The 12,460-nt window shown below is 36.7% G+C and carries 9 protein-coding genes; 6 read left to right on the top strand and 3 right to left on the bottom strand.

What is annotated here, in order from left to right:
• Nucleotides 1-51 precede the first annotated feature (51 nt).
• A complete protein-coding gene (locus GI584_RS00285) occupies nt 52-573 on the top strand; it encodes a cysteine hydrolase family protein (RefSeq protein ID WP_100358363.1) in 522 nt (173 codons plus the stop codon).
• An 86-nt stretch (nt 574-659) separates the two neighbouring features.
• Nucleotides 660-1,949 (top strand): glycoside hydrolase family 18 protein, encoded by a 1,290-nt coding sequence (locus tag GI584_RS00280; RefSeq protein WP_153789886.1) that lies wholly within the window; start codon nt 660-662, stop codon nt 1,947-1,949.
• A gap of 28 nt (nt 1,950-1,977) precedes the next feature.
• Here the strand turns inward: GI584_RS00280 and GI584_RS00275 are convergent, their stop codons facing one another.
• Nucleotides 1,978-2,421 carry an RrF2 family transcriptional regulator gene (locus GI584_RS00275; RefSeq protein WP_100358365.1) on the bottom strand — a complete coding sequence of 148 codons (444 nt, stop codon included), beginning with the start codon at nt 2,419-2,421 and terminating at the stop codon, nt 1,978-1,980.
• A 242-nt stretch (nt 2,422-2,663) separates the two neighbouring features.
• Here GI584_RS00275 and hmpA point away from each other — a divergent pair, with 242 nt between their 5' ends.
• On the top strand, nt 2,664-3,887 hold the full coding sequence (hmpA, locus tag GI584_RS00270) for an NO-inducible flavohemoprotein (protein WP_153789885.1): 1,224 nt from the start codon (nt 2,664-2,666) through the stop codon (nt 3,885-3,887).
• 50 nt (nt 3,888-3,937) lie between these two features.
• On the opposite strand, the gene ggt is transcribed toward hmpA, so the two are convergent.
• A complete protein-coding gene (gene ggt / locus GI584_RS00265) occupies nt 3,938-5,680 on the bottom strand; it encodes a gamma-glutamyltransferase (RefSeq protein ID WP_153792875.1) in 1,743 nt (580 codons plus the stop codon).
• Nucleotides 5,681-6,606: 926 nt separating this feature from the next.
• The gene (gene acsA, locus GI584_RS00260; RefSeq protein ID WP_153789884.1) at nt 6,607-8,325 is read right to left on the bottom strand and encodes an acetate--CoA ligase; all 1,719 of its coding nucleotides are present in this window, start codon (nt 8,323-8,325) and stop codon (nt 6,607-6,609) included.
• Between the two features lie 169 nt (nt 8,326-8,494).
• On the opposite strand from acsA, the gene GI584_RS00255 reads away from it, so the two are divergent.
• The 3 genes from GI584_RS00255 to GI584_RS00245 are packed head-to-tail and all read left to right on the top strand — an operon-like array spanning nt 8,495 to nt 12,327.
• Nucleotides 8,495-9,979, top strand: a complete 1,485-nt coding sequence (locus GI584_RS00255) for a spore germination protein (protein WP_228552317.1) — start codon at nt 8,495-8,497, stop codon at nt 9,977-9,979.
• Nucleotides 9,980-9,997: 18 nt separating this feature from the next.
• On the top strand, nt 9,998-11,086 hold the full coding sequence (locus GI584_RS00250; RefSeq protein ID WP_153789883.1) for a GerAB/ArcD/ProY family transporter: 1,089 nt from the start codon (nt 9,998-10,000) through the stop codon (nt 11,084-11,086).
• Complete coding sequence (locus GI584_RS00245) at nt 11,083-12,327, top strand: Ger(x)C family spore germination protein (protein WP_153789882.1); 1,245 nt, start codon at nt 11,083-11,085, stop codon at nt 12,325-12,327. The genes GI584_RS00250 and GI584_RS00245 overlap by 4 nt, the downstream gene beginning before the upstream one ends.
• Nucleotides 12,328-12,460: the final 133 nt, after the last annotated feature.

The raw sequence follows: 12,460 nt of genomic DNA, 5'->3' as shown, positions 1-12,460 counted from the left end.
TTTTAAAATATATAGGGTATCTTGTCAACAGAAGAATAATGAGGTGAGAACATGAAAAAAACAGCTGTATTAATCATTGATTTAATCAATGACTTTACATTTCACGAAGGGAATTTACTTTTAGACAATACAAGAAAGCTTTTACCGAACATTAAGAAGTTAAAGCAATATGCTAAAGAACATAATTTTCCTATCATTTATGTTAATGACCATTACGATACGTGGGAAACAGATTTCAAACAAATTGCCCAGGCATGTTTATCTTCTAAAAATGAAGACATCATCGAACAAGGAATGCCCAACAAAGAAGATTACTTTATTATGAAACCGCAAATGTCAGGCTTTTTTCGTACGCCATTACGTTCTTTATTAGAACAGTTAGAAATCGAACACCTGATAATCGCTGGCGTTGCAGGGAATATATGTGTCCTTTTTACTGCCAATGATGCCCACATGCGTGGTTATACACTACATGTTCCGGAAAATTGTATTGCATCGAATACCGAAAGACATAACCAAGAAGCAATTAAACTAATGGCAGAAGTATTTAATGCCGAAACCAAGCCAATCTGAATAATCTAGGGCTCTATGTTCTATTTCTCCTTTTTTATCATAAAGTAAAAAGAGAACATCTTTTTTATTAGAAAGGAGAACTTTTCGTGCAGATTTACGTGGTGAAACAGGGGGATAGTTTATATCAGATCGCCAATCAATTTGGAACCTCCTATGAATCGATTGCAAATGCAAATGAAATAGATCCTGAATTACCTCTCGTTGTTGGTCAAGCACTTGTTATTCCGATTTATGGAAGGTTTTATGTCGTCAGACCGGGAGATAGCTTATATACGATTGGTCAAAGATTTGGCATTTCTGCTGCTGAACTTGCTAGTATCAATCAAATTAATATGTATCAGCCACTTTCTGTCGGGATGACATTATATATACCAGAACCGGCTAAAACTACGACGGAAGTCAATGCATATGTTGAGCCTACTGGAGGGACGGTATCGGAAACATTGGAAAATGCGGCAAGAAAACACGCAAATAACTTAACCTATTTAGCTCCCTTTTCCTATCAGGTAGACCGGCAAGGTAACTTAACTGCTCCTCCATTGAATCAATTTGCAGCCATTGCAAATGAACAAAATGCTACACTTATGCTTGTCATAACTAATCTTGAGGAAGGTTCCTTCAGTGCGGAGTTAGGAAGAGCTATATTAACCAATGAAACGGTCCAAAATAATATGCTCGATCAAATTATCCAAACTGCTCAGGAAATTGGATATGGAGATGTTCACTTTGATTTTGAATTTCTGCCGCCTGAGAATCGTGAGGACTATCGCAGCTTTTTAGAAAAGGCAACCACTCGATTACACCAAGAAGGGTTATTAGTATCTACTGCTCTTGCACCTAAGACAAGTGCTGAACAACAAGGAGCATGGTATGAGGCTCATGATTATGGGGCGCACGGAGAAATTGTTGATTTTGTTGTATTAATGACCTACGAATGGGGCTATAGTGGTGGTCCTCCAATGGCCGTTTCACCGATTGGCCCTGTCCGGGACGTGGTTAATTATGCCTTAACGGAAATGCCACCTGAGAAAATTTTATTAGGCCAGAATTTATATGGTTATGACTGGACTCTTCCCTATGAACCTGGTGGAGAATTTGCACAAGCTGTTAGTCCACAGCAAGCAATCCAATTAGCAAGAGAAAACAATCAGGCAATCCTGTATGATGAAGAAGCACAAGCTCCTTATTTCAACTATTATGATCAAAACGGAGAAGAGCATGAAGTCTGGTTCGAGGATGCCCGCTCGATTCAAGCTAAATTTGATCTTATAAAAGAAAAAAATTTACGAGGGATCAGTTATTGGAAATTGGGGTTAGCCTTCCCGCAAAATTGGCTATTACTTGAAGATCAATTTACCATACAAAAAAGAGGATAATTTTTAACGGGAAAGAGGAGTAATCCATTTATGATTGCTCCTCTTTTATATCCATCAGTGCTCGCAAATCATCTTTATTCTCAATCAAATCTGCTAATGTGTATTGATTTAACACTTCAAAAAATGCTCGCATCGCTTCTCCGACTACTGATCGTAATTTACAGGCAGGAGTAATCACACACTGATTATTCTCCCCATCAAAACATTCCACTAAATAAAAGTCATTTTCCATTAAACGAATGACTTCACCTATATTTATCTCGCTCGGATCCTTCATTAACAAAATCCCGCCATTTCGTCCCCGCGTTGTATTGATATATCCTTTCACACTTAATTGGTGAACCACTTTACGGATATGCTCAGTAGATATATAAAAAGTCTCCGATATTTCCTTTATGCTTACTTTTCGTTCACTCGTTCCAGTATAAATTAAAACCCGCAATGCAAAGTCCGTATATTTTTTTAAACGCATGGTATACTCCCTTTCTCTATCTTCATTTTACCCGAAAATAATCAAAATCGCTATCTCCCACTTAACAGAATTGTCATATATTTAGCCAATAAGCTATTGAAACAGTTTCTAAACTTTTTATATAATTAAACATGTATTTAAAATACATGTTTTGATGTTTTGAGTTTTATTGTCGGTCAAATGAGTAAAACTAAGTCCAAATTGGGGGCTTAAAAATTTTGTACACGAGGAGTGTTAGTGTTATGACCAAATCGACTCAAGCGCTTGATGCAAAAACTATTGAAACAGTGAAAGCAACTGTACCCGTATTGGCTGAACACGGTACAGCCATCACTTCAAGGTTTTATCAATTACTTTTTATCAACCATCCCGAATTGAAAAATATTTTTAACCAAACAAACCAAAGAAAAGGAAAACAACCTCAAGCACTGGCAAACGCAGTATACGCAGCAGCAGCACATATTGATCAGTTAGAAAACATTTTACCCTTTGTCAATCAAATAGCCCATAAACACCGAAGTTTGAATATTAAACCAGAACATTATCCAATTGTTGGTGAAAATCTATTAAAAGCGATGAAAGATGTCTTGAAAGAAGCAGCAACAGATGAAATTATTACAGCTTGGGCGAAAGCATATGGTATTATTGCCGATGCTTTTATTCAAGTTGAAAGAGAAATGTACGAGGAAACCGAACAGAAGCCTGGTGGCTGGGTTGGTTATCGTGACTTTCGTATCATTCAAAAGGTGAAGGAAAGTGATGTGATCACCTCTTTCTATTTAAAGCCAGCAGATAATGGTCTTCTACCGGATTTTGAGGCTGGCCAATATGTAACCGTAAAAGTCGATAATCCATCGATTCCATACACCTGTCAGCGTCAATACAGTTTGTCCTGCAAACCAAATAAGGAATTTTTTCGTATTAGTGTAAAAAGGGAAGATGGTATTGGTGATGGCCCTGATGGAGTAGTATCTACCTATCTCCATGAGTCAATTCAGGAAGGGGATGTGATAGAACTTAGTGCACCAGCAGGAGATTTTGTGCTAAATCAGGAGAGAAAGCCATTAGTATTAATCAGTGGTGGTGTTGGTTTAACACCATTAACAAGCATGTTAGAAACAGTAGTAACACAACAGCCTAATCGAGAAGTTTATTACATCCATGCAGCTCAAAATGAAAGAGTACATGGTTTAAAGGATATTATGAAGCAAATTGCGGATCAAAATGACCATGTTCATACTTTCACCATTTATGAAAAGCCAGAAGATGCTGATACTTGTGATAAGACAGGCTTTGTTGACTTTGCCTGGTTACAGTCTGTTTTACCAACGAATGAAGCATCTTTCTACTTCTGTGGTCCTGAACCATTTATGAAGGCGATCTATAAAGCACTAAAGGATTGGCAAGTCGATGCGGAGGATATTCATTATGAATTCTTCGGTCCACAAGGAGATTTAGAGGCATAGTTCCCAAACTAAAAGCTAGGACTAAAAATTTAGTCCTAGCTTTACTTTATTTATTGTTTACCTTTACCGTGCCCGTTTAAATCGACTCCAATTGCCGCTCCGTTCCTCCTATCATCAGCAACACCTTTTAATAAGCCTATCTCTTGATCAAGTAAAATACTTTGAACATTACCAATACTTGTTGGAGTAGATCCAAATTGATGTCCCATAGCATTTAACTGATTGATGACTTCACTTCCGATACCATCTTCATAACGGTAAGAGTTTAGATTGTTCGTATACATCCTTGGTTCTGCAACGGCATCTTCTGGTTCCATTCCATATTCAATCACATTAATAATGGTTTGCAAGACTGAAGTAATGATAGTAGGACCACCTGGAGAACCTATTGTTAATACTGGGTTATCATTCTCAAAAACGATGGTCGGTGTCATACTGCTTAATGGACGTTTATTTGGCTGTACCTCATTTGCCCCACCTGGAACAGCATCAAAGTCAGTTAATTCATTGTTCAGCATAAAACCGTATCCAGGTACCATGATACCTGTACCAAATACTTGTTCAATCGTTGTAGTATAGGAAACGACATTTCCGTATTTGTCAGCTACAGTGAAATGTGTCGTTTCCCCATATTCTCTATCATTTGGCTGTTCTGTTATCTCATAATCAGGTGAGGAATTCTCATATGACCATGGATCACCAGCTGTTGGATTTTGATTCACTGAATCTAAATCAATTAATTCGCTGCGTTCCGCAAGGTAATCTGGATGAATCAGACCATTAACCGGAACATCAACAAATTCAGGATCTCCAGCATATGCAGCACGATCAGCATATGCCAAATGCATGGTTTCAGCTAATAGATGATATTTTTCCCAAGAACTTGTGTCGTACTGGGATAAATCAAAGCCATCTAGAATTCCAAGCATTTGAAGGAGGAATACCCCACCAGAACTTGGAGGTGGCATGCTGGCAATATCATATCCTTGAAATTCACCCCATACAGGTTCGTCTATCGTCACATCATATTGTGCTAAATCATCAACTGTCATAGAGCCACCAAATTCTTGTACGGTAGCAGCAAGTGCGTCTGCAATTTCACCATTGTAGAAAACATCGGCACCTTTTGAACGGATAAGTTTAAATGTTTTTGCTAAATCTTCTTGAATAAGAATATCCCCTTCTTGCAATGCTTCTCCATCTGGCAAGAATACATCTTGAGCTGCTGTGCTCCTTATTTTACTTTCATTATTAGCGATAGATTGTGCAAGATAATCATCTATTGGAAATCCTTTTTGAGCTAGTTTAATAGCAGGTCCCATCAATTGTTGAAATGGAAGAGTTCCCCACTTCTCGTGAGCCGTTTCTAATCCTTTTAATGTCCCTGGAACGCCAACTGCCGTCCCTTGTCTAATACGCTGACTAAATGGGATCGGATTACCATTGTCATCTAAGAACATATCTGGTGTTGCCCCATCTGGAGCACGTTCACGACTATTCACAATAGTTGTTTCATCCGTTTCTCTATCATATACCATCATAAATCCGCCTCCACCAATTCCAGACATCATTGGCTCAACGACGTTTAATGCAAACTGAATGGCAATGGCAGCATCCATCGCATTACCACCCTTTTTAAGGACATCGGCACCAACCTGCGTTGCTATTCCTTGAGATGTTGATACCATTCCTCCATTTGAGGAAGCAACTAAATCAAAATTATCATAATCCGTATCATATTTTGCTGCCAGTGCAGACGTTGGAAGAGTTCCTGCTGTTATGATTAAAATCATACACAAAACTGTGATTCGTTGGCAAAACTTTTTCACGAAATCTCTCCTCCCTAATATATGGATAATAGCAAAACTCGGTAACCCAATGTCCCTCCTTCAACCTTCCAAATGCTATAACAATTCGCTCTTTCACTCTCCATTTCCTTCCATAATAAAAAAAACAGTTCTTTTGTCTTGTTTTTTAAACGGTTAAGTAAATTTGTCCTAAGTGCACGACTGGATTCATGTTGTAAATATAAATCAATCTAAGCTCTTACTTAATACTTCCACCCCAACTAAAAGCCAAGCATAACCACCCTTCCTTCAATATTTAACTGATCCGGAATAGATACAAACTGCGAACTAGTGGAAATATTTCGGAGTGAAACTTTCTTCCATTCGTTTTATAGTGAATGCTATGACATGTTCCGGCAAGATACTACGCTTTCCACGGGCACGGCCTTAGCCTCAGAAAGCAAAAACCCCTTTCCTGCGGGGTCTGCGACTCGTGTGAGTTCCCGTAGGAGTCTACGTATCTTGCCTCCACTTTGCATAGAGTTCTGATTATCGAAAGAATGAATCTATGGGAACTATTTTCTATGGATTTCTACTTTTAAAATGATAAAACAATTTTATAGCGTAGGCAGAATACGGAGACTCCTGTGGGACAGTGAGAGCTGAAGATCCACTTTGTGAAGTGTTTTCCTTCACAAAGTTAGCTGAAGCCGAGCCCACGGAAAGCGCAGTATTCTGCCGAAGCGTATGCCAAATCTCATCAAAATTCAGAACGGAAGAAGGCATATCCTCACAAAAGTTACTTTGCAGTTTATGTTTTTTCTGCTTCATTTTCCTTTCTGATAAAGAAAAACTTGTGGAAAAGAAACACCTACTTTTCTCCACAAGCTGAAAGGCTAGCACAATTAGATATGCTAGCCTTTATCTCTTATTTATTCTTCTAACGTAGAGGTGTCTCCTGTTGGCAGACCTAGTTCCCAAGACTTTAACAATCTTCGCATAATTTTACCGCTTCGTGTCTTTGGAATACTATCTTTAATTTCAATTTCACGAGGAGCAGCATGGGCACTTAAGCCTGTTTTCACAAACTGACGAATATCTTCTAACAATTCATCTGAAGATTCATAACCAGGATTTAAGGTGATAAATGCTTTAATAATTTCCCCACGCTCCGGATCTGGTTTACCAATAACACCTGCTTCTGCTACCGCTTTATGTTCAATTAATTTACTTTCAACCTCAAACGGTCCTACACGTTCGCCAGACGTATTGATCACATCATCTAAGCGACCTTGGAACCAGAAGTAACCATCTTCATCCATATAGGCACTATCTCCCGATACGTACCAATCCTTAATAAAGTAACTCTCATATTTACCTGGATTCTTCCAGATTGCACGCATCATCGACGGCCAACCTTTTTTAATCGCTAAATTTCCCATTTGATTAGGTGGTAATTCATTTCCCTCGTTATCAACAATGGCAGCTTCTACCCCTGGAATAGGTCTTCCCATTGAACCTGGGCGAATTTCCATACTTGGTAAGTTGACAATTAACATCGCACCCGTTTCTGTCATCCACCAAGTATCATGGATGCGTAAATCAAGTACGCGTAGTGCCCATGTAATAACCTCTGGATTTAAAGGCTCACCTACACTCATAACATGACGTAAACTTGATAAATCATATTGTTTAACTAATTCATCACCAGCACTTACAAACTTACGTAAAGCGGTCGGCGCTGTATACCATATCGTCACATTATGTTTATCTAATGTTTCGTACCAAGATTCAGGTGAAAAGCGCCCACCCCTAATTACATTGGTCACACCATGTAACCATGGAGCAAAAATACCGTAACTTGTACCAGTTACCCAGCCAGGATCAGCTGTACACCAGTAAATATCGTCATCCTTAAAATCAATTACCCATTTACCGGTAGCATAATGCTGAATCATGGCATTATGGACATGATAAACACCTTTTGGTTTACCTGTTGAACCGGATGTATAATGAATGAGCATACCATCTTCTCTATCTACCCATTCAATATCAAAGTTTTCAGAGGCTACTGCCATTTCTTCCTCAAAGTTAATATAATTATCACCTTCTGTACCATCATTAGCTCCTATTAAGACTATTTGCTTTAAATGAGGCAGATCTTCTACAGGTACACGTTTTAATAATTCAGGTGTCGTAATTAACATCGTTGCTTCACTATCTTCTAATCGATCTCGAACCGCTTGTTCCATAAATGCCTCAAAAAGTGGTCCCGCAATAGCTCCAACCTTCAAAATACCGAAGAAGTTTGCATAAAACTCTGGACTTCTTGGCATGAATAGGAAGACACGATCCCCTTTTTGAACCCCATACTTCTTGAATATATTTGCTGTTTTATTACTTTGTTTGCTTAATTGTTCAAAAGTGACACTTTCTTCTCGGTCTGGTGCGGAATATAACAATGCCACTTGATCTTTTTTATTTGGATTTTCTGCATGGCGGTCAATTGCTTCATAGGCAGCGTTCACCTTACCTGTTTTATACCAGCTAAAGTCTTTCTTTATTTCCTCCCAGTCGAAACCTTCTCTTAGTGCATCAAGATCTTCTACATTGTGTTCCCCTGATCTTGGCTGTACTTTTGTCATATCCATCCTATCACCTCTTCATTAAATGTTAAATAATTGAAACCCCTTACAACATATATTCTAACGAATTTATAATAGAAAGCAAGTTATATAATCTTCATATAATCAACTACATAATATTATTGTTTCTGTGCATATTAACACGTAAAGAAAAAATGAAAAAGTAGGTGCTTTTGTGGCTCGATTTCTCAAAGCAGGTGAATCTCAAAATCAAAAAAATCTTAACTGCCATACTTCTTTACAACAAAATATTCAAAAAATGAAGCAATTATTCTCATACGGATTAAATAAAGATTTTTCAATGAGGACATTGAAATTGAGGTTCAATCAAAAAGAAGCTTGCCTTTTTTATTACGGTTCCATAGTTGACGGTGCAATAATTAATTTAAATATTATCAAACCACTCTTAGAGAATAATGGGGATTCTGTTGGAAATATAGTATCTATCGAAAATATTGAAGAAGTAACAGACTTTGAAACTGCAAATGAGAATATTAATAGTGGCAAAGCGATCTTATTTGTGGATGGGGACAAAACGGCTTTCGCTATGGATGTTGCAGATTTTCAACATCGAGCTGTCTCCAAATCTGAAAATGAATCAACCATCAAAGGCCCGCAAGACGCCTTTACTGAATCAATGAACACCAATATTTCCTTGATTCGAAAACAATTACATAACAGCCAACTTATCAATGAAGGTATTCAAATTGGTGAACGGTCAAAAAATGAAGTCAATCTTATCTATATAAAAGATTTAGTAAATAATGATATTTTAGAAAATGTACGATCCAGACTAAAAGAAATATCAACTGACAGTGTAAGAAACATTGAGGTTCTTGAACAATATTTGGAAGAACGTCCTTATTCATTAGTTCCTACTATTCTCTACACGGAAAAGCCTGACAAAGCAACTTCTTATTTAGAAGACGGCTTTATTGTGTTATTAATGGATAGCTCCTCTGCTTGTCTCGTTGTTCCTGTAACATTTTGGTCATTTTTCCATAATCCAGAAGATCGCTACTTACGGTTTTTTTATGCGAATTTTACTCGAGCTTTACGTTTACTTTGCTTCTATTTAACACTAATGATTTCAGCATCTTTTGTCGCAATTGCCAACTTTCACAGCGAAATGATCCCTCCAGATTTATTATTAGCCATAACAGCATCAAGGGAACGTGTTCCATTTCCTTTAATATTTGAAGTACTCATTATGGAAATCGCTTTTGAACTGATTCGTGAAGCAGGTCTACGTATTCCTAATCCGCTTGGGCCAACGATAGGTATTGTTGGTGCATTAATTTTAGGTCAGGCTGCTGTTGAAGCAAACATTATTAGTCCCATTATCGTTATTGTTGTTGCATTATCGGGATTATCATCTTTCGCTTTAGCAGATCTTAATATTAATTTTACCGTTCGATTAATGCGTTTTCTATTCATTATAGCTGCTGGTGTATATGGCATGCTCGCTTTGACTGGTGCTTTTTTATTGTTTTTTATGTACACAGCTTCTATAAAGTCATTTGGGATTCCATTTTTTTCACCTATGTCACCACACTTTATATCATCAGAAGATACCGTCTTTCGTAAACCAATAAAGAAAGAAATCTTTCGTCCAAGTTTTTTACGTCCAAAAGATCTACAAAAGAAAGCTAAATCTTAATGAAGGAGGTAGAGTATTATGCAAAACAATGGGTTTTTAAGAACAAAAGAGATAATAGCAATCACCTTAATTCTAATAGGGATTAAATTATCTGATTCCACGCCTACTTTATTGGCCCAAAAAGCACAAAATGGTTTTTGGTCTATACCAATCCTTTCGTTTGTTTGCATTTTTCCTGGTTTTCTCATTATGCTCTACCTTCTGAACAAGTATCAAGATAAAAATGTTGTAGAATTATTCGAAGCAATAAACGGAAAATGGATTGGAAAGATTCTAGGCATTGTATTATTTTTATGTGCATTTCTCTCATTAACATTAGATAGCAGAAATTATATTGAACAAATAAAACTGTTATATTTCCCACAATCACCTACCGACATGATTTATTTTATTTTTATTGCAGTTGTATTTTTCGGCGCAAAAAAAGGGATTGAAGTAATTGGTTATACTTGTTGGATTGCAATCCCCTTTATAAAAGTTTCCGCCTTATGTGTGTTACTTCTTGTTATGAGTGAAATTGTAATCCAACGCATTTTTCCTATTTTTGGTGCTGGTTTACCCATAATTTTATCAGAAGGAGTGAAAAAAGCCTCCATATTCGCTGAATTATTTTTCCTTTTGATCGCTTATCAATCAGCAAAAAAAAACACGATGTTTAGAAAAGGTATAACTTTTGGTACTGTTTTAGCAATTTTGGAAATCATACTTTTTTATTTAGTTTATGCAAGTGTTTTTGATTACAATTCGATTGAAAAAATTGCTTTTCCTTATCATGATATTACACAATTTATAAGCTTCGGGGAATTTTTTACAAATATCGAAACAATTTTTATGGTTTTCTGGTTATTTGCTGCTTTCCTGAAGTTCATTATATTTATCTATATTACCACATGGATTTTCGCAGAAATTTTTGCTATACGGAATTTTGAACCACTCCTTTTACCGTTTAGTTTTTTAGTAATTATGATTGGGCTTTTGCCAATGAATTCTGCAACTAATGAATTAGTACTTAGAGAAACGTTACTTACAGTAATGTCACCAATTTTTATACTACTCCCATATATATTATGGTTGACTGCTTGGGGTAAAGGGGATTTAAAGCAATGAAAAAAAAGCTACTATTTTTAATTTTCCTCATCTTGCTTACAGGCTGTTATGACCGAATTGAATTAGAACAACAATCCTATGTAATGGCAATTGGTATAGATACGACTGATCAAAAAGGTATCTATGCTTTTACCTATCAAATTGCCAATCCTGAAGTAGGTTCTGCTGCAGGGCAAGGCGGTTCAGATGAACCACCTACAGAAATAGTTACGGTAAATGGAGCAGATATTCTCAGTGCTACTTACACAGCTAATTCTTTTGTTTCTAAACAAATCACTTTAGATCATACAAAGATCATTACTGTATCAGAAGAACTAGCAAGGGATGAAGATTTTCTTCGCGTTGTCCAATCTGCCTCAAGGTCACCGCAAATACGAAGAGGAGTCCAACTCGTTGTGACAAAAGAAAATGCTTCGGATTTTATTAATAATAACAAACCGCTTATGGAAAAAAGGCCACATAAGTATTATCAATTTATGCTTGACCGTGCTGTTCAAACAGGAATTATCCCTGAAGCGACTTTACACCGTTTCTTTCAAATAACTGAAGGAGATGCAGACCTTTTTTTAGCTATTTATGCAACAACAGAGTCTTCCGAAGATAAAACGAATACCACTAGAACAGAAGATCAATATATTGCGGGTGAAATTCCGCAAATTGGCGGATCACCTACTCAATTTATGGGATCTGCAGTGTTTAAAGAAGGACAGATGATCGATATTCTAAACGGGGAAGAGACACGTTTGGCTCAAATGTTAGATAACACTCTGGAAATGGACAGCTATATCGCTACTATTCCAGATCCTCTAATGCCTGATTTCCGAATTTCTTATAATTATGCACAAAAGGAAGATCCAAATATCAATGTCAATTATCATAAAGATAAACCTACAGAGATTGAGGTGAAAATACCTTTTCAAGTAGAAGTTATAGCAATACCAAGTTTAATCAGATATTCGCAAAACAAAGAATTTGAACATATATTAAAAAAATCCATTACCAGAAGATTAGAGGACAAAACAGAGGCTCTAATAAAAAAATCACAAGAGGAATTTAAGTCTGACCCGTTTTATTGGTCATTGTATGTTCGAAAACATTTCAAGGACGTGAAAGATTATGAGAAAGCTGACTGGAATAAAAAAATATATCCTATTGCTCAAATAAGTGTAAATTATCAGTTGGATAAACTAGAATATGGAAAAATGATTGATGATTCTAAATTAGATAAGGTGAGGGATTAATATGTGGAGTATTCTTCCAATTATTCTTACCATTTTTATTTGTTACCGTAGTATTATTCACAGCATGGAAACATTCAGGGAAGGGAATAAAATGGGGGGAATAGCAATTCTAACCCTTATCCCATTCATCATT

It is taken from the genome of Gracilibacillus salitolerans, assembly GCF_009650095.1.
Lineage (GTDB): Bacteria > Bacillota > Bacilli > Bacillales > Amphibacillaceae > Gracilibacillus > Gracilibacillus salitolerans.
Note: the sequence above shows the minus strand (reverse complement) of the source record. Positions and strands in the feature narration are given on the sequence as shown.

Coding starts and splice junctions, on each gene's coding strand:
- GI584_RS00285 (WP_100358363.1), top strand. CDS start 52: ATGAAAAAAACAGCTGTATTAATCATTGATTTAATCAATGACTTTACA.
- GI584_RS00275 (WP_100358365.1), bottom strand. CDS start 2,421: ATGCGTTTAAAAAAATATACGGACTTTGCATTGCGGGTTTTAATTTAT.
- hmpA (WP_153789885.1), top strand. CDS start 2,664: ATGACCAAATCGACTCAAGCGCTTGATGCAAAAACTATTGAAACAGTG.
- ggt (WP_153792875.1), bottom strand. CDS start 5,680: ATGATTTTAATCATAACAGCAGGAACTCTTCCAACGTCTGCACTGGCA.
- acsA (WP_153789884.1), bottom strand. CDS start 8,325: ATGGATATGACAAAAGTACAGCCAAGATCAGGGGAACACAATGTAGAA.
- GI584_RS00250 (WP_153789883.1), top strand. CDS start 9,998: ATGCAAAACAATGGGTTTTTAAGAACAAAAGAGATAATAGCAATCACC.
- GI584_RS00245 (WP_153789882.1), top strand. CDS start 11,083: ATGAAAAAAAAGCTACTATTTTTAATTTTCCTCATCTTGCTTACAGGC.